20 protein-coding genes are annotated in these 22,113 nt (G+C 41.1%); 19 read left to right on the top strand and 1 reads right to left on the bottom strand.

Annotation, left to right across the window (positions count from 1 at the left end):
• Positions 1-46: 46 nt before the first annotated feature.
• The 7 genes from BO225_RS06915 (at position 47) to BO225_RS06885 (ending at position 9,159) form a co-directional block, all read left to right on the top strand.
• The gene (locus BO225_RS06915) at positions 47-613 is read left to right on the top strand and encodes a restriction endonuclease subunit S (protein ID WP_076341526.1); all 567 of its coding nucleotides are present in this window, start codon (positions 47-49) and stop codon (positions 611-613) included.
• The gene (locus BO225_RS06910) at positions 606-3,800 is read left to right on the top strand and encodes a type I restriction endonuclease subunit R (RefSeq protein WP_076341525.1); all 3,195 of its coding nucleotides are present in this window, start codon (positions 606-608) and stop codon (positions 3,798-3,800) included. Before BO225_RS06915 ends, BO225_RS06910 begins: the two co-directional genes overlap by 8 nt.
• Before the next feature lie 9 nt (positions 3,801-3,809).
• Positions 3,810-5,093 carry a restriction endonuclease subunit S gene (locus BO225_RS06905; protein ID WP_076341524.1) on the top strand — a complete coding sequence of 428 codons (1,284 nt, stop codon included), beginning with the start codon at positions 3,810-3,812 and terminating at the stop codon, positions 5,091-5,093.
• Positions 5,094-5,156: 63 nt separating this feature from the next.
• Entirely contained in the window at positions 5,157-6,770 is a 1,614-nt protein-coding gene (locus BO225_RS06900) for a type I restriction-modification system subunit M (RefSeq protein ID WP_076341523.1), read from the top strand.
• Positions 6,771-6,862: 92 nt separating this feature from the next.
• Positions 6,863-7,456, top strand: a complete 594-nt coding sequence (locus BO225_RS06895) for a restriction endonuclease subunit S (protein ID WP_076341522.1) — start codon at positions 6,863-6,865, stop codon at positions 7,454-7,456.
• Positions 7,457-7,476: 20 nt separating this feature from the next.
• Complete coding sequence (locus BO225_RS06890; RefSeq protein ID WP_076341521.1) at positions 7,477-8,403, top strand: site-specific integrase; 927 nt, start codon at positions 7,477-7,479, stop codon at positions 8,401-8,403.
• Between the two features lie 78 nt (positions 8,404-8,481).
• Entirely contained in the window at positions 8,482-9,159 is a 678-nt protein-coding gene (locus BO225_RS06885; RefSeq protein WP_076341520.1) for a DUF4357 domain-containing protein, read from the top strand.
• Between the two features lie 217 nt (positions 9,160-9,376).
• Here BO225_RS06885 and ilvC read toward each other — a convergent pair whose 3' ends face one another.
• Complete coding sequence (gene ilvC / locus BO225_RS06880; RefSeq protein ID WP_076341519.1) at positions 9,377-10,402, bottom strand: ketol-acid reductoisomerase; 1,026 nt, start codon at positions 10,400-10,402, stop codon at positions 9,377-9,379.
• Between the two features lie 123 nt (positions 10,403-10,525).
• Here ilvC and BO225_RS06875 point away from each other — a divergent pair, with 123 nt between their 5' ends.
• The 12 genes from BO225_RS06875 to BO225_RS06820 all read left to right on the top strand — a co-directional run bounded on the left by BO225_RS06875 (position 10,526) and on the right by BO225_RS06820 (position 22,112).
• The gene (locus tag BO225_RS06875; RefSeq protein WP_076341518.1) at positions 10,526-11,146 is read left to right on the top strand and encodes a hypothetical protein; all 621 of its coding nucleotides are present in this window, start codon (positions 10,526-10,528) and stop codon (positions 11,144-11,146) included.
• A 51-nt stretch (positions 11,147-11,197) separates the two neighbouring features.
• Positions 11,198-11,890, top strand: coding sequence for an N-acetylmannosamine-6-phosphate 2-epimerase (locus BO225_RS06870; RefSeq protein WP_076341517.1), 693 nt, complete (start codon positions 11,198-11,200; stop codon positions 11,888-11,890).
• A 548-nt stretch (positions 11,891-12,438) separates the two neighbouring features.
• On the top strand, positions 12,439-13,794 hold the full coding sequence (locus tag BO225_RS06865) for an anthranilate synthase component I family protein (protein WP_198936111.1): 1,356 nt from the start codon (positions 12,439-12,441) through the stop codon (positions 13,792-13,794).
• An 84-nt stretch (positions 13,795-13,878) separates the two neighbouring features.
• On the top strand, positions 13,879-14,439 hold the full coding sequence (locus BO225_RS06860) for an anthranilate synthase component II (protein WP_076341516.1): 561 nt from the start codon (positions 13,879-13,881) through the stop codon (positions 14,437-14,439).
• A complete protein-coding gene (trpD, locus tag BO225_RS06855) occupies positions 14,436-15,446 on the top strand; it encodes an anthranilate phosphoribosyltransferase (RefSeq protein ID WP_076341515.1) in 1,011 nt (336 codons plus the stop codon). The genes BO225_RS06860 and trpD overlap by 4 nt, the downstream gene beginning before the upstream one ends.
• Complete coding sequence (trpC, locus tag BO225_RS06850; protein ID WP_076341514.1) at positions 15,439-16,218, top strand: indole-3-glycerol phosphate synthase TrpC; 780 nt, start codon at positions 15,439-15,441, stop codon at positions 16,216-16,218. The genes trpD and trpC overlap by 8 nt, the downstream gene beginning before the upstream one ends.
• Positions 16,215-16,817 carry a phosphoribosylanthranilate isomerase gene (locus tag BO225_RS06845; RefSeq protein ID WP_076341513.1) on the top strand — a complete coding sequence of 201 codons (603 nt, stop codon included), beginning with the start codon at positions 16,215-16,217 and terminating at the stop codon, positions 16,815-16,817. Before trpC ends, BO225_RS06845 begins: the two co-directional genes overlap by 4 nt.
• Entirely contained in the window at positions 16,814-17,998 is a 1,185-nt protein-coding gene (gene trpB, locus BO225_RS06840) for a tryptophan synthase subunit beta (protein ID WP_076341512.1), read from the top strand. The genes BO225_RS06845 and trpB overlap by 4 nt, the downstream gene beginning before the upstream one ends.
• On the top strand, positions 17,991-18,737 hold the full coding sequence (trpA, locus tag BO225_RS06835; RefSeq protein ID WP_076341511.1) for a tryptophan synthase subunit alpha: 747 nt from the start codon (positions 17,991-17,993) through the stop codon (positions 18,735-18,737). The genes trpB and trpA overlap by 8 nt, the downstream gene beginning before the upstream one ends.
• Before the next feature lie 85 nt (positions 18,738-18,822).
• Entirely contained in the window at positions 18,823-19,323 is a 501-nt protein-coding gene (locus BO225_RS06830; RefSeq protein ID WP_076341510.1) for a hypothetical protein, read from the top strand.
• A 79-nt stretch (positions 19,324-19,402) separates the two neighbouring features.
• Positions 19,403-20,791 (top strand): TldD/PmbA family protein, encoded by a 1,389-nt coding sequence (locus BO225_RS06825; RefSeq protein ID WP_076341509.1) that lies wholly within the window; start codon positions 19,403-19,405, stop codon positions 20,789-20,791.
• Positions 20,784-22,112, top strand: coding sequence for a TldD/PmbA family protein (locus BO225_RS06820; RefSeq protein ID WP_076341508.1), 1,329 nt, complete (start codon positions 20,784-20,786; stop codon positions 22,110-22,112). The genes BO225_RS06825 and BO225_RS06820 overlap by 8 nt, the downstream gene beginning before the upstream one ends.
• Position 22,113 lies beyond the last annotated feature (1 nt).

Below are 22,113 nucleotides of genomic sequence, written 5' to 3'. Positions count from 1 at the left end.
ATAATGTAATTAGAAAGGGTGCTTATAAAAAAGCACATAATGAGATATGAAAGATTTTATAGTTGAATCAGGAATTCCTCAGTTTCGGATAAGGGTTTCAGAATCGGATGAATCTCCTGTGTATTATTATTACACACAAGATATGTTGCAGCGGGATCTAGAATTGGATGATACAGAAGAAAATTTGAAAGAGGCTCGTCAAATACGAACCAATGATTCTGTAATGGTTGTTCATACCGGAGATTTAATTGTTAATTCCATTACTGGCGATGCTGCAATTGTCCAACCTGTACACAATGGGTTTATGTTAACAAAAAACTTCTATAGAATAGTTCCTAACTCTAATTTGGATTCGGCTTATCTGCTTTATTTGCTGAATGAAGATCATATGATTGAAAAAGAAATGAGAAGAAAATCAAACGGAATAAACTCTCATTTAATTTCGGTTCGAGAGTTAGAAAATTTAAGATTACCAAAACTACCAAGTCTAGAAGAACAAAAAATCATTGGTGATCTTTATTTGAATTTGAAAAAATTAACACGATTAAAAAAGAAAAATTCCGAACGAAAGGAGAAGGTTGTGCTTGCACAATTAAAAAAGTTATATGATTGAGACTGAAAATCAATTTGAAAAAAATTTAATTGAAAAATTATGTAATAGTCCATTATCGACTAAAGAAGATTTAAAAGATGAGTTTCATATTTTGAAAACACGAAATTGGGTTTATGAACCTAAGATTAAAACAACCAATCAGCTTTGGGATAATTTTAAAAAGATTCTTGAAAGACTTAATCAGGATACACTCGAAAGGCCGTTATCAGAGAATGAATTTGCGCAAGTAAAACGAGTGATCAATGAACTTACAACTCCGTTTAAAGCAGGACAATTTTTATACGGTTTGAATGGTGTGTCTCAGGTTGAAGTAGATTTGGATGATGGAAGGCACGTATTTTTAACTGTTTTTGATCAATCTCAAATTGGTGCGGGAAATACGGTCTATCAAGTAGTTAATCAAATTGAAAGACCAGCTGTAATTCCTGGAAAAAAGAATCGTAGATTTGATGTAACGTTATTGATTAATGGATTGCCAATTATTCAGATAGAATTGAAGAAGGCTTCTCACGATATTAAAGAAGGTTTGAATCAAATGCAGCAATATGCAGATGAAAATCAGTTTAGAGATATTTTTTCAACTTTGCAAATATTGATTGCTATGTCTCCAAACAATGCGCGATATATGGCGAATACGACAGCTGAGCGGTTCAATACGGCTTTTGCTTTCCACTGGCAGAGAAGGTCAGATAATAAAATTATCAGAGATTGGAGAGAGTTTACAGATAGTTTTTTATCGATTCCAATGGCGCATAATATGGCGACTAATTATATGATTTTGGATGGAACTCAAAATAAAGAGACGTTAAAAGTTATGCGGCCTTATCAAGTGGTAGCTACTGAAAAAGTTATAAATGCAGTTAAAGGGTATGATTTTGATTATGGGTCAGGAAAACTTGGTTATGTTTGGCACACTACGGGTTCTGGTAAAACAATTACTTCTTTTAAAACAGCATGGTTAGCAAGTAAATTGCCAAATGTAGATAAGGTTATCTTTTTAGTTGACCGAAAGGCGCTAACAAGTCAAACTTTGGAGAATTATCGAGCTTATGATCCAGAATCAAAAGAAGAAGTGACGAGTATCCAGAATACGAAAAATACAAGTGAACTTAGCCATAAGTTAAAAGAAAAAAATAATGACATTATCATAACTTCTGTTCAAAAGCTCGAACGTCTAGTTTCTCGGAAAAATTTTAAAGCTCCGGATCGTAATTTCTTATTTATTGTTGATGAGGCTCATCGCTCAACTGGAGGAGGGGCTTTCGAAAAAGTCCAAAAAGCCTTTAAAAAGAGTGCATTTATTGGATACACTGGGACACCGATGTTTGATCATACAAATTCAAGGTATTCAACAAAACATATTTTTGGTTCTTTATTACATGCCTATACAATTCGAGACGCAATTGCAGATAAAAATGTTCTAGGATTCAAAGTAGATTTTTTAACCACTATTTCAGAGAAAGCCATGAAGGAACAGTATCTACCTGCCTTTTTCAGAAACGAGCATCCAGATTGGACCGAAGAACAGATCAATGAAAAAATCAATAATATGACTGAATATGATATGGATGATAAAGTCTCGAAGAGTTTCTATGATAATAACTATGCTCACGTAAAAGAAGTAGTTCGAGATATTATGTCCAATTGGAGAAATCGATCTGTTGACGGAAAATACAATGCTTTACTTACAACAAGAGTAGGTGGTGGCGGAGCTAGCACTCCTATGGCAATGATGTATTTCCGTGAGTTTTTACGGGCTCAAAAAGAAGAACCATATGCCTATCCGTTAAAGGTCGCGGTTACTTTTTCTCAAGATGCTTCAAACGGTGATTCTATGCTTGAAACCAATAAAGGGTTAGATGAAGCCATTGATGAGTACAATAAACAATTTGACACATCTTTTGATTCTTCTACAGCGGCAGAATATCGTGAAGATTTAGAATCTCGTTTGAAAAAAACAAATTCGGATGGAAAATTTTTAGACTTAGTTATAGTGGTAGACCAATTGCTGACTGGATTTGATGCTCCTCAACTAAACTCTCTTTATGTAGATAGAACTCTTCGTGATGCGGATTTGGTACAGGCTTATTCAAGAACGAATCGAATCGAAGATCCAGTTGATAAACCATACGGACACGTGGTGAATTATAGATGGCCAAGAGAAAACGAAAAATTAATGAAAGAGGCGTTAGCTGTATATACAAATAAAGAAAATGCGAATAAAAGCACTGGAGAACAAGGAAAATTATTAGAAGATGACGGAGTTTTAGCAGGAGATTTTGAAAAAGTGCTTAAAAAAGTGCAGGATGAAATTAAGGATATTCGAAAAATGACGGATAATTTTAATGAAATACCTCCTTCAGAAAAAGAAGACGAACAACTGTTGTCTAAGTTAAGAAAATACTATCAAGGACTTGCAAAACTTAAGCAGTTTCCACCGCGAGACGATTCTTCCGATGGAAATAAAGATCCTGAGTCTGGGTTTGACTATGATAATCCAGATGCTTTAATTGTGAAGATTGGCATGACACCAGAAGAAAATCAACGGTTGAATACTGTGGTTGTAAATGAATTGAAAGAAAAAATCGCAAAAAAGAAGAAAATTTCTCCAATATTGATTGATTTAAAAGTTGAATATCTAAAAGACGTGTTAGTGAATTACGATTATTTAACTAAACTATTAGAAGACTTATTGAATCAAGTTCATGAGGATAAAAAAGAATTAGTAGCAGAAACGGAAAAAGAAATTTATAAATTCGCAAATGGACTTGAAGATCGAACTTATGCTAAAGAAATCTTTGAAACAACACGAGCAATCAAGAATAAAGATTTTCCACCTTCAGGATCCAGTTTAAAATATCCATTTAAACTTACTAGTAGTTATGATGTTATAAAAGAAGCGAAGAATGATAACCTACAACGAAAACTACTCCGATTTAGAAATAAATGGGGAATTACAGATGTCGTATCTTCCCAAGAACTTTTAAATATGATTAACAATCACAAATATAATGAAAAAGACTTAGACGATGCAAATCAGCTAACAAATATTTTAAAAGAGGGAGCAAGTACATATAAAGAACTATCATTAGATCCTGAAATTCAAAAAATGTCTAAAATCAAATATAGAAATTCATTAAGAACCGCAATTTATGAATTAGCAGATCAAATGAAACACCCAGAATAAGGAGAGATTATGAGTGAAAAAGAACAAAAAAAAGATAAAAAAGCCAATGTACCTAAGTTGAGATTCCCTGGATTTACGGAACCTTGGGAACAGCGAAGGTTAGGCGAAGCATTTATAAACTTACAAAATAATACTCTTTCAAGAGCTGAACTATCGTCTGGAGAAGGAAAAGTTAAAAATGTTCACTATGGAGATTTATTAGTTATTTTTAGTGAAGTACTAAATGTAAAAAAAGAGGAATTACCAACAATAAAAGATGAATCTATCATTTCAAAATATAAAGAATCATTTTTAAAAAATGGCGATATCGTTATGGCAGATACAGCTGAAGATGAAACTGTGGGGAAATGTACAGAAATTGAAGGATTAACGGAAGAAATTGTGATTTCTGGGTTACATACTATTCCTTATCGACCACAAAGTAAATTTGCGCCACGTTATCTTGGCTATTATTTAAATTCAGCTTATTATCATGATCAATTGCTCCCGTTAACACAAGGGATTAAAGTTAGTTCAATTTCTAAAACTTCTTTAAAGTCAACTTATATATCTTATCCAAAATCTCTAGTGGAACAAGGAAAGATTGGAAATTTTTTTAATTATCTCGATCACCTTATCACCCTTCATCAGCGTAAGCTTGATGATCTAAAAAAGTTAAAAAAAGGCTTATTGCAAAAAATGTTTCCAAAAAATGGAGAAAAAGTTCCCGAGTTACGCTTCCCAGGATTCAAAAACGATTGGGAACAGCGTAGGTTTGGAGAAATAGTGGATAAATATGTCGATGCTGTAAATACGCCCCATGAAGGATATAATCGTTTAGGCATTAGAAGTCATGCAAAAGGTACTTTTCACAGCTACGTAAAAAAAGGGAATGAGTTAGAGACAGCCCAGATGTATCGGGTAGCAGAGGGAAAATTTATCGTAAATATTACTTTTGGATGGGAACATGCTGTAGCTATTACAGATATAAACGATGCTGGAAAGCTTGTTTCTCATCGATTCCCTCAGTTCTCGTTTCACGATGATATGGTTCCAGATTTTTTCCGATATGTGATTATTGATGAGCGGTTTCGTCATCATTTATGGTTATCTTCACCAGGAGGAGCTGGAAGAAATCGAGTATTAAAGATTGAAGAAATGTTGAAATATTTGATGATTTATCCTTCAAAACAAGAACAAGAAAGAATCGCTTTATTTTTTAACCAGATTGACCATCTTATTACCCTTCATCAGCGAAAGCTAGATCACTTGAAAGAATTGAAAAAAGGACTCTTACAACAAATGTTTGTTTAATGATTAAGCAGATTACAATTTGATATAAAAGAAAGGAGAATCCTATTTAATAGGATAAAGAATATGTCAGAAAAAAGAAAATTAGATGAAATCAAGTCTTCTCTTTGGGAGATGGCTAATAAGCTTCGTGGAACAATGGATGCTTCTGAATATAAAAACTATATTTTAGCTTTTATGTTTTATCGGTATCTTTCAGAAAAACAGATGAATTATTTGGTTGATCAAGACTTGATAATAGTTGAACCTGGTATGACGGTTAATGAAGCTTATGCAAAAGATGCCAATAATGAAGAAAATAGAAAAGATTTTTTGGAAGAATTAACTTCAGCTCTTGGTTATGGAATTATGCCTGAGAATACATGGCAATCCTTAATCGATAAAATTAATAATTCTAAGGTGATTCCAAGCGATTATCAAAAAATATTTGATGAATTCAATGCGAGTACCAAAATGAATAAGGAAGCCGAGATTGACTTTTATGGCGTATTTAGTGATGTAAATTTAGGCGACTCTCGATTAGGAACGACAACGGTTGATCGTGCAAAGTCGTTAAATAAAATTGTAAATTTAGTGAATGATATTGCTTATAAAGATGATTCTGGAAAAGATGTTTTAGGATCAATTTATGAGTATTTAATTCAACAATTTGCTGCGTCAGCAGGAAAAAAGGGCGGAGAGTTTTATACTCCTCACGAAGTTTCTATAGTAATGGCTAAGATTGTAACAGAAGATAAAGAAGCTGAAAAGCAAGCCTTTACTGTATACGATCCTACTTGTGGGTCAGGTTCTTTGCTGCTTACGGTAGGAGATGAGTTAAAAGGTGGTCATAAACCGGGAGCTATTCAATATTATGGGCAAGAAATGAATACAACAACATATAACTTAGCTCGGATGAATCTAATGATGCATGGTGTTAACTATCAAAATATGCATATTAGTAATGCGAATACGTTGGGGAGAGACTGGCCAGATGGACCAGATGCAAAAGGAATCGATCATCCACGTTCATTTGATGCGGTCGTAGCAAATCCGCCATATTCTGCAAAATGGGAACCAACTGAAAGCACGATTAAAGATCCGCGATACAAAGACTATGGAAGAACTGCTCCAAAATCTAAAGCGGACTATGCATTTCTTCTTCACGGACTCTTTCATCTAAATAGTGAAGGAACTATGGCAATCGTATTACCTCATGGAGTTCTTTTTAGAGGTGCTGCAGAAGGAATGATTCGAGAAAATCTAATTAAGAAAAACTTGATTGATACTATTATTGGATTACCAGCTAATTTGTTTTATGGAACGAGTATTCCAACCATTATTATGGTTCTAAAGCGTAACAAAAAGACTAGAGATGTATTTTTTATTGATGCAAGCAACGAGTACGAAAAAATAAAAAACAAAAATATTTTAACAAAAGAGAATATTGAAAAAATTTACCAAACTTACAAGAATCGAGAAGATATAGATAAGTATTCACATGTAGCTACTTACGCTGAGATAGAGAGTAATGATTATAATCTAAACATTCCAAGATATGTTGATACTTCTGAGCCTGAAGAAGAAATTGATCTTGAAGCAGTCATTCGTGAAATATCTAAAGATGATGAAGAGATTCAAAAGCTTCAAAAAGAAATCAATGAACAATTAAAAATGTTAGGATTAACCCCAATTCAGTAGAAACTCATATAAAAAATATAGATTTTTTGTTCAATTTGATTCAATTCAATCCAATTTGTTATAAAAAATTGAAAGAGAGAATTTGAGAGCCAATTTATTTTTTTTGCTCTCCTTTTGTTTTTGTTTGGGAACAGCGAAGGTTAGGCGAAGCATTTATAAACTTACAAAATAATACTCTTTCAAGAGCTGAACTATCGTCTGGAGAAGGAAAAGTTAAAAATGTTCACTATGGAGATTTATTAGTTATTTTTAGTGAAGTACTAAATGTAAAAAAAGAGGAATTACCAACAATAAAAGATGAATCTATCATTTCAAAATATAAAGAATCATTTTTAAAAAATGGCGATATCGTTATGGCAGATACAGCTGAAGATGAAACTGTGGGGAAATGTACAGAAATTGAAGGATTAACGGAAGAAATTGTGATTTCTGGGTTACATACTATTCCTTATCGACCACAAAGTAAATTTGCGCCACGTTATCTTGGCTATTATTTAAATTCAGCTTATTATCATGATCAATTGCTCCCGTTAACACAAGGGATTAAAGTTAGTTCAATTTCTAAAACTTCTTTAAAGTCAACTTATATATCTTATCCAAAATCTCTAGTGGAACAAGGAAAGATTGGAAATTTTTTTAATTATCTCGATCACCTTATCACCCTTCATCAACGTAAGTCGTTATGAACAAAGATGGAGAAAAAAAGATGATTAATGAAGTTAATAATACAATTCTGTTTTGGGAATATTTTGAAAAATGGATCGAAGTTTATAAGAAAGGTGCTATTCGTGACGTAACATTAAATAAGTATTATATGTCATTGAGGTGGGTAAAAAAGTTAGCGCCTAATTTACATCTTGGAGATTTATCTAGAATAACGTATCAACAGATTTTGAATGATTATGCTCTAGATCACGAAAAACAAACTACGATGGATTTTCATCATCAGCTAAAGGGAGCTATTTTAGATGCGGTTGATGAAGGTCTAATTCCAAGAGATCCAACACGTAAAGCAATCATAAAAGGGAAACAGCCCAGGGATAAGAAAATTAAATACTTAAATCAATATGAACTCCATACTCTTATAGCCTCTCTTTATTTAAAAGAAGAAATTTCATGGGATTGGTTTATTTTGCTTGTAGCTAAAACAGGAATGCGATTTTCAGAAGCTCTTGCTATTACACCAAAAGATTTTGATTTTTCTAGGCAAACTATATCGGTTTCAAAAACTTGGGATTACAAAGGAAGTGGCGGTTTTTTACCTACCAAGAATGCTTCTTCTGTTCGTAAAATTCAAATTGATTGGCAAACAGTCGTTCAATTTTCAACGTTAGTTAAAAATTTACCGGAAGAAGATCCGATTTTTGTAAATAAGAAAATCTATAATTCAACAGCAAATGATGTTTTGGCTAGACACTGCAGGGAGACGAATATTCCAGTCATTACAATTCATGGACTTCGTCATACTCATGCCTCATTGTTATTGTTTGCGGGTGTTTCCACAGCAAGTGTTGCACGTCGGTTAGGACATGCGAGTATGACTACGACCCAAAAGACTTATATACATATTATTCAAGAATTAGAAAACAAGGATATAGATCTGGTTATGAGATCTTTATCCACACTCGGTTAAGATTTTAATAGCGACTTACGTTGATGAAGCTTTATGAGTGCGATATAATATTTAAAAGCAAAACATAAGGATAATTATATGGCTAAAGGAATAATCTATGTGATGAGTACTGTTGTTCCTGGATTGATTAAGATCGGAAAAACAGGGAAAAATAATTTTGAATCACGCATGTATAACTTAGAGCGTAATGGATATTCAAATGTAACTGGATTACGCAGAAAATTTGCGATTGAAGTGAATGATTATGATGAAAAAGAGGCTTTATTGGATGATATTTTTAGTAAGAGTCGAGTTCCAAATACAGAGCTTTTTGCATTGGATCTAGATTTGGTAATACAGCTTTTGTCGTCATTTGAAGGACTTCAAATCTATCCAAGTATGGAAACAAAAGAACAAGTGTTTACTGAAGCCACAAAGAAAAGAAGAAGTAATGAAGAATGCGGAAATATTCCAGAAGGAACGTATTTTTTGAATCGAAAAGTTAAGGGGTTTGGGTTGGTGAAAGCCGCTATGGAAGTGAAGGATGGGAATTTTATTGTACTCAAAGGAAGTACATGTGCTCCATCAGATCAGGATCGACTGCCTGAATGCAGAAAAAATGCGCAGATTAAGAATAATATTTTGCAACAAAATGTTATTTGTCATTCTCCATCCACGGCGGGTTCGGTAGTAATTGGAAAAGCAATAAATGGTTGGAAGGAATGGAAAGATCAGAGTAGACAACCTTTAGATATTTATAGATTTAAACCAGATTGATTTTTTAAACATTATAAATAGAAGTGTTCATGTTATGTTATGATTGAAGAAAGAAAAAAAGTAGGCATTAAATCTGATGTGCTTATTGAAGAGGACTTGTTAGTATTTCCCCGCATGAGCGGGGCTTGCCTACGAGTTTTTCATAAAAAAACAAAGAGCTGAAATACAGATCGCTGATAGAGCGCTGATTTCTCTCTTTGTTTTTTTTATCTTCTTTTTAGTTGTTGATGAGCAGCTCGTCTTCGTTGTTCCAGCTATATAATTTACGGATCTCTTTTCCGACTTTTTCGCTTGGATGTTCGCTAGCCAATTTACGAAGCGCTTTGAACTTCGTTTGTTTACCGGCATCCGACATGCCAACTAAGAATTCTTGAGCGAATGTTCCATCCTGGATGTCCTTTAGCACTTGCTTCATCGCTTTTTTCGTTTCTTCAGTAATGATTTTTGGTCCAGTGATGTAGTCGCCGTATTCAGCTGTATTCGAAATGGAATAACGCATTCCCGCAAAACCGCTTTGATAGATCAAATCTACGATCAGCTTCATTTCATGAATACATTCAAAATAAGCGTTTCTAGGATCGTATCCCGCTTCTACGAGCGTTTCGAAACCAGCTTGCATCAAAGCGCAAACGCCACCACAAAGAACAGCTTGTTCTCCAAAAAGGTCGGTTTCCGTTTCTGTGCGGAATGTCGTTTCCAATACACCTGCTCTAGCGCCACCGATCGCAGCCGCGTAAGCAAGGGCAAGATCCCACGCTTTCCCAGAATGATCTTGTTCTACCGCGATCAAGCAAGGCGTACCTTTGCCTGCTAAATATTCAGAACGAACAGTATGGCCAGGCGCTTTAGGAGCGATCATCGCCACATCGATATTCTTTGGAGGTTGGATCGCGCCAAAATGAATATTGAACCCATGCGCGAACATGAGCATATCGTCTTCTTTAAGATTTGGCTTAATGCTTTCTTCATACAAAGCCGCTTGTTTTTCATCATTGATCAACACCATGATGATATCCGCTTTTTTTACAGCTTCCGCCGCCGTATACACTTCAAAACCAGCTTTTTCCGCTTTTTCCCAAGATTTTGAACCTTCATATAGACCGATGATCACATTGCATCCCGATTCTTTCAAGTTAAGCGCATGCGCATGGCCCTGCGATCCATATCCAATGATCGCGATCGTTTTTCCGTCAAGCTGACCAATATTACAATCGTTTTCGTAAAAGATTCTTGCGTTTTCCATATAATTTACATCTCCCTATAACGAGCATTATACGAGGAAATGAAAAGTTGTTCAAGAAACTTTGAAAATTTTTCTGAAAACCCCTTTCCATCTGTTACAATAAATCATAACGGAGGATATACAATGAATTGGAATGATATAGATTTTAGCGCCATCCAAAAAATGGTCGATTCCCTCAGCGAAGAAGAAAAAGCCAACCTACAATCCATAGCCCAAAATATGATGCGAGGCGATATCGAACCCAACATGGAACGACAAGCACAAGAAGAAATCGAAGAAACCGACCCGCTCTTTCAAAAACTCAATATGATCGAAGAAGAATTTGAAAACCTGCCAGGCACGATGCAAGACGCTCTCGAAGCCGCCATCGACCTCGAAGAATACTATGACGAAGACCTGGACGCTGATTACAGCGCATCCGTCTTGTTTTACGCCAAAGCGCTCTTGAACGCCTGCAGAACAAGCCTCTACCCCCATTTAAAAGAAATGCTTGCCGGAATGCCAAGCGCCCAAACGACCCTCTTTTCCTATCTGCAAGCCTTGAACGAATCCAATATCCACACTCTAGTCGACCAAGGCAAGGGCGAAAGCGCCACCTGGGCCTCTCTAGCCACCTTGATCTCCTTTATGCAGCTGCAACTACAGCGCGCCGAATACGACACAATCTCTTATGCCGATCTAGTCGTCATCAAGCACCAACTGCTCGACACGAAGGATCTGCTTTTGCCGTTTGCGATTTCTTGAGAAAATAAGTATAATATTCGCATAAAGATATACCATTCAAAGGAGAAAACAATGAGTCGAATTGAACAAGCCAAAGGAAAACTGATCGTATCGTGCCAAGCGCTTCCTGAAGAACCGCTGCACTCGTCCTTTATCATGGGCCGAATGGCCAAAGCCGCCAAGGAAGGCGGAGCAAGCGGCATCCGCGCCAACACCGTCGAAGACATTCAAGAAATCCAAAAAGAAGTAGACCTTCCGATTATTGGCATCATCAAACGCCAATATGGAGACAATCACGTCTACATTACCCCAACGATGAAAGAAGTCGACGAACTAATGGCCATGGAACAAAGACCCGACGTGATCGCCGTCGATGCCACATGCCGCCAACGTCCCGACAACAAAACACTCGACGAATTCTACGCAGAGATCCGCGCCAAATATCCAGACCAGCCACTCATGGCCGATTGCGCGACACTCGAAGAAATGTGCCACGCCGATGATCTAGGTTTTGACTTTATCGGAACGACGCTCGTAGGCTATACCTCAGAAAGCGAAGGCGATAAGATCGAAACCAACGATTTCGAAATCATCCGCGAACTTCTAAAAACCGCAAAGCATCCAGTGATCGGAGAAGGAAATATCGATACGCCAGAAAAAGTTAAACGCGTCCTCGACCTAGGCGCGTACAGCGTCGTTGTCGGCTCCATCATTACCCGCCCACAAGTGATCACAAGACGATTCGTGGAAGCAATCGAAGACTAAAAACACGCTCCATCTCGTATAATGAAACAAAGATACGAGGTGGCATCCATGCAAAACTGGAAAAAATACTTATTTTGGACGATCATGGGCGTGATCGCGTTCATATTGATCATCACCCTCCAAAATAAAGGATAGAAAACAGATTCTTCGGGATCTGTTTTTTTTGTAAATTTTCTAGAAGTTACAATTATATTCAGAAAAAAAGAGAAAATTATTTGACATTTATTTTCAAACTCTGTATTCTGTACCCAACCAAACCGATGAAGCGGAGATCAAAGCAGCGACGCGCTCATAGAGAGTCTGGGACGGTGGAAGCCAGATAGAAAAGCGAACTGCCAAATGGACCGCCGAGGGCATAGTCAAAGGAACATTCCGAGTACTCTATGACGTACGATCTGCGTAAAAGATCAAGAATGTGATTGCATTCTAAAGCGCTTCAAACTCGAAGAATCAAGGTGGCACCGCGGGCTATAGAAATAAATCAAGCTCGTCCTTGACGAAGAAAAAGCTTCGTTAAGGACGGGCTTTTTCTATAGAGGAGAAAAACGATGAACGATCTTTATGAAATCCAAACTATCTATCAACAAACCCACGCCAAACGCATCCCCCTCATCAAAACGATCGAGGCCGATCAAAACGCCATTGACCTCTTCCAAACAGTAAAAGCTGGCACCTCTCGCTCGTTTTTGCTCGAAAGCTCCATAAAAGACCGCTATTCCTATATGGGCTACGAACCCCAATACACCATCCAATACAAAAATGAGACCCTCACCATACACGATCGGCTCCACGACACAAAAACCCACCAAAAAACAACCGACCCCAAACAAGCACTACAAGCCATGATCGACCAACAACAGACCCCCAATCTCTACCCCTTCTTCTGCGGAGGATTGGTCGGCTATTTCGCCTACGAAAGCCTGCGCTGTAGCGAACCCAAACTTCGCTTCAGCAAACAAACCATGTTCAACGACTTCGATCTAGCCATGTATGACACCCTGATCGCCTACGATCACTATGAACACAAGATCCACTTGATCAGCGGCATCCAAACCAACGATCTAGAAACCAACTATAAAAAGGCCCAAAAACAAATCGAAGAACTCGAAACAAAACTTCACGAAAACGAAATCACGCAAAACAGCGAACTATTCACGATCTTAGAAGACTTCAGCCTCCAATTTGAAAAACCCGCTTTTATCCAAAACGTGACCAAAGCCAAACAATATATCCAAGAAGGCGACATCTTTCAAGTCGTCCTCTCCAACCGGATGCAAGCCAAAGTGACAGGAAGCCTCTTTTCCCTCTATCAAAGACTTCGCATCCAAAATCCAAGCCCCTATTTATTTTACGCCCACATGGACGATCTCGAACTCGCAGGCGCCAGTCCAGAAACGCTCATCGCCGTCCATGATCGCCAAGTAATGACCTACCCATTAGCGGGAACTCGCCCAAGAGGCAAAAACGAACAAGAAGACCAACAACTCGAATATGAACTCAAACACGATCCAAAAGAAAAAGCCGAACACGACATGCTCGTCGACCTAGGACGCAACGATCTTGGAAAAATCTGCAAAAACCAAACGATCCACGTATCCCGCTACCAAGACATCGTCCGCTTCTCTACGCTCATGCACCTAGCCTCCACCATCCAAGGCGAACTTTTAGAAAGCGCCCATCCACTCGACGCCCTATTTGCCACCTTGCCAGCAGGAACACTTTCTGGCGCGCCCAAATTTCGCGCCTGCCAAATCATACAAGAACTCGAACAAAGCGAACGCGGCATTTATGGAGGCGCCTTTGGCTACATTGATTTCAGCCAAAACCTCGATTTTTGCATCGGCATCCGCCTCGCCTACAAAAAAGAAGACCAACTCTATATTCGGTCGGGGCTGGCATCGTAGCCGATTCCGACCCAGAACGCGAATTCCAAGAATGTCACATCAAAGCCTCGTCGATCCTGCAATCGATCCAGAAAGGAGCCCACTATGATCTTGCTCATTGACAACTACGACTCGTTCTCCTACAACCTATACCACTGCTTCGCCAGCTATGATGAAGTCCAAGTCGCAAGAAATGACGAAATCGATATCGAAACGATCAAAAAGCTCGATCCAGCGCTCATCGTCCTCTCTCCAGGACCAGGACGACCCGAAGACGCTGGCATCTGCATCGAATTGATCCAACAGCTCTATACGACCTATCCGATCTTTGGTGTCTGCCTTGGCCATCAAGCGATCGCCCTCGCCTTAGGCGGAGAAATTGGCTACGCCAAAGAAAAGATCCACGGCAAAGCCAAAACGATCCAAGTGACACAACCAAGCCCATTATTCGAAAATATCGACACCTTTGAAGGAGGGCGCTACCACTCGCTAGCCATCACAAAACTTCCAGAACACTTAAAAACCACCAGCATCTGTGAAGAAGAAATCATGTCCATCGAACATACGACCTATCCTGTATATGGGGTGCAGTTTCATCCCGAATCGATCTTGAGCCCCCAAGGCACGCAAATCATCGCCAATCTAATGAAAGGAATCCAATCATGATCCAAACCGCCATCCAAAAACTAGCCCAAAACCACTCCCTTGATCAAAACGAAGCCAAAAACGTCATGGAAGAAATCATGCAAGGAAATTGCTCCCCCGCTTTGATCGCCTCCTATTTGATCGCGCTAAAAATGAAAAAAGAAACCATCGAAGAAATCGTTGGCTCCGCCCAAGGCATGCGCTCCGCCGCCATTCAGATCCACCCAAAAGACGAAGTCTTCGAAATCGTAGGAACAGGAGGCGACCATTCCAACACATTCAATATCTCGACGACCGCCTCGTTCGTGATCGCCAGCACCGGCATCAAAGTCGCTAAACATGGCAATCGAGCCGCCTCCTCCAAATGCGGGGCCGCCGACTGTCTCGAAGCCCTCGGCCTCAACTTGAACACCACCCCAAAACAATGCCTAGACAGCTTAGAAACCGCCAACATATGTTTTTTATACGCCCCTAACCATCATCCGGCAATGAAATACGCCGCCCCTGTGCGCAAAGAACTCAAGATCCCAACGATCTTCAATATTTTAGGACCCCTCACCAATCCAGCTCAAGCCACCACCCAAGTCATGGGCGTCTTTTCCAAAGACTTAGTCGAAACGATGGCCCACGTATTGAGCCAGCTTGGCGTAAAGAGAGGCCTTGTCGTCTATGGACTCGATGGACTCGATGAAATCTCGATGAGCGACGCCACCTATGTTTGCGAAATCGACCAAGGACAATTTCATACATATACGATCGAACCCGAACAATTTGGCTATGAACGTCAGCCCAAAGAAGCGCTCGTCGGCGGAAACGCGCAAGAGAACGCCAAAATCACCCTCGACATCTTGCAAGGCAAAGAACGAGGCGCCAAACGCCAAGCCGTCTGCCTCAATGCTGGAGCCGCTCTTTATGCCGCAAACAAAGTCAATTCGCTCCTTGAAGGTGTCCGTTTAGCCGAACGACAACTCGACTCCTTCGCCCCATACAACATCCTACAAAAAATGATCGAGGCCAGCTATGCCTAATATTTTAGAACAAATCGTAGCCAGCACGCGAAAGCGCGTCGAACACCAAAAAAGAACCGTACCTCTTTCTAAGCTGCTCGAAACACCAACACCAACGCATCCCTCCTTTTATGAGGCGCTTAAAAACCAAGATTTCGCCTATATTTTAGAAGTCAAAAAAGCCTCGCCCTCCAAAGGAGTGATCAAAGAACACTTTGAACCTCTTGAAATCGCCAAACAATACGAACAAGCCGGCGCGCACGCGATCTCCGTATTGAGCGAACCCGAATTCTTTTTAGGAAAAAGCGAATATGTCCAACAAATCGCCAAAACCGTTTCTATTCCCGTATTGCGCAAAGATTTTATCATTGATCCCTATATGATCTATGAATCGGCCGCATTGGGAGCTTCCGCCATTTTATTGATCGCCTCTCTTTTAGATGAAGCCACACTCAAAAGCTATTTAGAACTCACGCATCGACTTGGAATGGACGCTCTAGTCGAAAGCAGAAATGAAGAAGATATCGCCAAAGCGCTTAGGGCAGGGGCTAAGATCGTTGGCATCAACAATCGCGATCTACGCGACTTTTCCGTCAACATCGAACAAAGCCTGCAGCTTCGCGACAACATCCCGCCATCCACGCTCTTTGTCTGCGAATCCGGCATCGATTCGAAAGAACAAATCGACAAGCTCAAACAAAACTATGTCGACGCCGTGCTGATTGGCGAATATATGATGCGCTCGGACAATAAAAAAGAAGCGCTCGAACGACTCGAAGGGAAACGACTATGAAACTCAAGATCTGCGGACTCAAAAACGAAACCGACATCCAAGCCGTCAATCAAGCCAAGATCGATATGGTCGGCTTCGTGATCGACTATCCACCATCAAAACGCTCGATCCAAAAACAAGAAATCAAGAAACTCGCCGACAAGCTTGATCCAAGCATCATGAAAGTAGGCGTATTTGTCGACGCTCCCCTAGATACGATGCTCGACCTCGTTCAAGAAGGCTCGATCGACGCCATACAGCTCCATGGCCAAGAACAAGAAGACATGATCGAACAATTAAAAAAACAAACAACAGTCCCGATCATTCAAGCCTTCCAAGTCGATCCTAAACTATCCTTTGATACGGTAAACGCGTCAAAAGCCGATCTCGTGCTTCTCGATGCGGGAAAAGGAGAAGGAAAGACGTTCGATTGGGACCAGCTACAAGAGGTCAAGCGAAAATTCGCCCTCGCCGGAGGGATCGATGCCCACAATATCCGGCAAGCTATGCGCTATGAACCTTATATGATCGATGTATCGAGCGGCGCCGAAGAGAATGGTCAAAAAACGGCAGCCCGCATTCAAGAACTCATCCAAAAAATGAAAGGACAACCACAATGACAAAAGGAAGATTTGGAATCCATGGCGGACAATATGTTCCCGAAACCCTCATGCACGCTCTTGAAGAACTCGAGGCAGCCTATACGCACTATAAAGAGGATCCCGCCTTTCAAGAAGAATTGACGACACTTTTAAAAGAATACGCTAATCGACCTTCGCCCCTCTATTTCGCCAAAAGAATGAGCGAAGATCTAAAGGGCGCCAAGATCTATTTGAAACGCGAAGACCTCAACCATACAGGAGCCCATAAGATCAACAACGTGCTGGGGCAAGCGCTGCTCGCCAAAAAAATGGGGAAGAAAAGGCTCATCGCCGAAACAGGCGCTGGACAACACGGCGTGGCCACCGCCACCGCGGCCGCTCTCTTTGGCATGGAATGCGTTATATATATGGGACAGGAAGATATTGTGCGCCAAGCGCTCAATGTCTATAAAATGAAGCTTTTGGGAGCCGAAGTCGTTTCTGTGACAAGCGGGACAGCCACCTTGAAAGATGCAGTCAACGAAGCGATGCGCGAATGGACCCGACGCATCGAAGATACGCACTATTGTTTAGGAAGCGTCATGGGCCCTCATCCTTTTCCAAGCATGGTGCGCGATTTTCAAGCCATCATCTCCAAAGAATCAAAAGAACAGATCTTAGAAAAGGAAGCACGGATGCCCGACGCGATCATCGCTTGCGTAGGTGGAGGCTCCAACGCGATCGGAAGCTTTTATCATTATATTGATGAAAAAGAGGTGGAGCTCATTGGCGCAGAAGCGGCTGGAAGGGGCATTGACATAAACGAGACTGCCGCTACGATGGCCGTAGGGAAACTTGGTATCTTTCATGGCATGAAATCGTATTTCTGCCAAGACGAGAAAGGACAGATCGCGCCCGTGTATTCGATTTCTGCCGGACTCGATTATCCGGGCATTGGTCCTGAACACGCCCATCTTGCTGATCAAGGAAGAGCCAAGTATGTTCCGATCAAAGACGATGAAGCTTTGGAAGCTTTTCAATACGTCTCGAAGATCGAAGGGATCATTCCTGCTATCGAGAGCGCTCACGCTCTTGCATATGTCAAAAAGCTGGCTCCGACTCTAGGAAAAGACAAAGTGTTGGTTGTCACGGTATCTGGACGAGGAGATAAAGATTGTGCTGCCTTAGCGCGCTATCAAGGAGAAGAAATTTATGAGTAAAGCCTTTATTCCGTATATCATGTGTGGAGATCCTGATCTTGAAACGAGCGAAAAGCTCATCGCTTCTTTAGTGGAAGCTGGCGCGGACGCGATCGAGCTAGGGATCCCATTTTCCGATCCTGTAGCCGAAGGGCCAGTGATCCAAGCCGCCTCTTCAAGGGCCCTCCAACAAAATGTGGATGCCAACGCCCTCTTTTCACTCGTAGAAAAAGTGCGAAAAACGTATACGATCCCGCTTTATGTCATGACGTATTCGAATGTCGTTTTTGCTTATGGGATCGAAAAATTTGTCCAGCGGATGCAGGAGGTAGGTCTTCAAGGCCTTATTTTGCCCGATGTGCCTTACGAAGAAAAGGAAGAGTTCGACGCGATTTGCCGAAAGTACCAGATCGATTTGATCTCTTTGATCACGTTGACTTCCTCTTCGCGTTTAGAAAAGATCGCCAAAAAAGCGCGCGGCTTCTTGTATTGTGTTTCTTCTTTAGGAATCACAGGAACAAGAGCCAGCTTGCATGAAGAGATCTTTGATGTGATCGAGCAAGCTCGAGATTACACCCCCATACCTTGTCTTATCGGATTTGGAATCTCGAACGCTCAACAAGCTCGACAAATGGCAAGAAAAAGCGATGGGATCATCATTGGAAGCGCGATCGTTCAATTATGTGAAAAGTATGGTCGAGAAGCCCCAGAACCTGTTCATTTGTTCGCAAAATCGATCAAGGAAGCGCTTACAATGTAATGTATCACTTTTTTAACACATATTTAATTGACATTTACTTAAATATCGTTAGAATTTTCCATAGAATATTTAAAGGAAAAGGAATATGTATAAAAACGAAAAAACTTATTCATTTGACCTCTCGCACTGGAGCGATGAACTGCAGCGCCTAGAAGCCGAATATCAATATAAAGCGCATGAAATCGCAATGAAACAATGGAAAGATCTGCTCAATGAGATCAATACATATCTTGATGATCAACATTGCGATTTATTGTATTCGTTCACCGATAAGGAAGGGGTCGTATGCACGGGTAAAGGCGGGATGACGATCGATTTTTCAGCCCCAAAGACAACGTTTTCATCTCGGATCTTAGCGCTTCGTTCGCAGCTTATTTTGGTCATGTCCTCTTGCGAAAAAGATTCAAAATTGTACGAGATCCTCGATTCGTTGTATATTATCGTTTTGTATGCCTATTATGAAGATGAAAGCAGTATGATCTTATATCAATGGCAAAGCCAAAAAGAAAAACAGCTCCAGAAATCGCTGAGCGTGAATATGGTAAACGATATCGTCCGGCATACGCTCGAGAAAATCTTGATTTAGCAGACAAGTCGCTTGTCTGCTTTTTTTTCGTTCTTCTGTGGTATAATTTGTTCTATATAAAATAGGAAGAAGGAAAACCATGTTAAAAAAAGAACAGTTGGAAGAACTGCTCACTTTGTGCATGCGCTCCGAAGCCGATTTTGCGGAAATCTTTGAAGAAGATACGAATAAAGAAAGTATTTCCATGCTCAATCAGGTCGTTGAGGGCGTGGACCGCTCGCAAAGTTCAGGAGTAGGGATCCGCTTATATAAAGGCGTTCAATCTGTCTATGGCTATACGGATATTGAAGATATGGACTCGCTCAAAAATGTGATCGCCGACCTTGTGGACGCGTTAGGTCCAAAAGACGAGGGTGTCAAGGTCCAATTGAAGGAAGAAAAGATCGAAGACAAGCATCCGATCCGTATCGATCCGCTTGCCAGTCCCCTTCAAGAGAAAGTGGATCTTTTAATGGAAGGAAGCCAAGCCGCTTATGAGGCGAGTGAGAAGGTGGAAAAAGTGTCGGCTTCGCTGGCGAGCGTTCATCAAAAGGTACAGATCTCGAATTCGAATGGACGTCTTGTCCAAGACGATCGTCACCGGGTACGTATGGCGATCAGCTCGTATGTAAGCGATGGAAAAACGCTCCAGTCGGGCGCTTGTTCGCCTGGAGGAAGCATGGGGCTTGAATTTTTTGAAACGACAAGTCCTAGCTCGATCGGGAAAGAAGCCACTCGGATCGCGCTTGTCCTCAGCCAAGCCAAGCCTTGCCCTTCGGGCAAGATGCCTGTCATCATCGATAATGGGTTTGGCGGTGTCATTTTCCATGAGGCGTGCGGGCATTCCTTGGAAGCGACAGCGGTGGCTAAAAATCAATCTGTCTTCGCCAACAAGCTAGGCGAACAGATCGCCAATGAAAAAGTCACGGCCATCGATGATGGAACGATCCCGAATGCGTGGGGCTCGCAAAATATCGATGACGAAGGCAATCCGCAACAACGCCGCGTCTTGATCGATCATGGTATCTTAAAAAGCTATATGATCGATACGCTCAATGGCCGTCGAATGGGTATGGCCTCTAGTGGCTCTTCCCGCCGGCAATCGTATAAATACGAGCCAACGTCTCGAATGTCCAATACGTATATCGCACCAGGCACGGATACTCTTGAAGACATGCTTAAAGGGATCGAGCGTGGTTTATATGCCAAAAAGATGGGGGGAGGCAGCGTCAACCCTCAAACGGGAGAATTCAATTTTGCGGTGCAAGAAGGCTATATGATCGAAAACGGAAAGATCACCGATCCGGTCAAAGGCGCTTCTTTGATCGGAACGGGACAAGAGATCTTGATGAACATCGATATGGTGGGAGATAATTTGGAACGGGCCCAAGGAATGTGTGGTTCGATCAGCGGTTCGATCCCGACCGATGTAGGACAGCCAAGACTTAGAGTCAAAGAGATCACCGTAGGAGGTACTGCCAATGAATAAGCAAGCTTGGATCGAAAAAGCCAAGGAGCTTGGCTTAGAATCTTTTGAGATCTATCAATCGCTTAGCGCGTCAAAGGAAATGACGTGGTACGAGCATGCGATGGATACCTTTGTGACAAGCAAGATCTTAGGGACATCGCTAAGAGGGATCGTCGATGGCAATGTGGCGATGATCGCTCTTGAACAAGTGGACGATTCGAAGATGGATAGCGTGCTCAAGCAGCTCGTCGATCAAGCCAAGACGATCCAGACGCCTGAAAAAGTCGTGTTCGCCACACCAAAGCCTTTGGAAGAAAAAGCGGTTTCTTCTCGGCAATGGGTACAGCCTTCTATGCAGCAAGTGGAAAAGACGATGGACAAGATCGAAGAAAAATGTCTAGCCTACGATCCACGGATCGTCCAAGTCGGCTATCTTGGCTATGAGGAAGGAAAAGGGGCGCGCGAGATCACGAATTCGCTCGGCCTGCATTTAGAAGACGAGGACCAAGTTCAATATCTTGTTTGTTCTATCGTCGCTCTCGAAAACGGGGTCTATAAAGACGCGACAAAGGTCGAGGTCGTCGAGAATTTCGATACGTTCGATATAGACGCTTTTGTGAAAGAGGTGTGTCAAGAGGCGCTGGATCAATTAGGGGCGCGCTCGATTCCATCGACAACATGTCCGATCATTTTAGAAAAAGATGCGATGAGTTCGCTTTTCGGAGCGTTTGCGGGTCTTTTCTCGGGCGATTTGATCGCGAAAGGGATCTCGCCGATCGCTAAGGATCTAGGCAAGAAGATCTTTTCTGAACAGGTCAGCGTGATCGATGATCCAAGAGATCCTAACGCTTTGAGCATCGCGAATTTTGATGATGAAGGAGTTTTGACGAAGCGTAAGGTGCTCGTCGATCATGGCGTGTTCGAGCAAGCGCTCTATGATATCAAATCGGCGATCAAGATGAATACGGAAAGCACAGGCAATGGCTTCAAGTCCGGGTATGCTTCGCCAGTGAGCGTGCAGCCGATGAATTTGAGCATCGTCCCAGGAGAAAAAGATCTGGATGGCTTGATGGAGCAAATGCAGAATGGCTTAGTCATCACGGATCTGATGGGACTGCATGCGGGGATTCATTTTGTCTCGACGCAATTCTCTTTGCAGGCTTCCGGATATAGAGTCAAGGATGGAAAAAGATCAGAGCCGGTCACTTTGATCACGATCGCAGGCACGTTCTTGGATTTGATGAACCATGTCGTGGCGATCGGAAACGATATGGACTGGACGTATAAGCAAGTTGTTTGTCCTAGCATTCTTTTTGAAAAATGCGCAGTCAGTGGAGAATAAA

This window comes from Dubosiella newyorkensis (assembly GCF_001945605.1).
GTDB classification, from domain to species: Bacteria; Bacillota_I; Bacilli_A; order Erysipelotrichales; family Erysipelotrichaceae; genus Dubosiella; species Dubosiella newyorkensis.
Note: the sequence above shows the minus strand (reverse complement) of the source record. Positions and strands in the feature narration are given on the sequence as shown.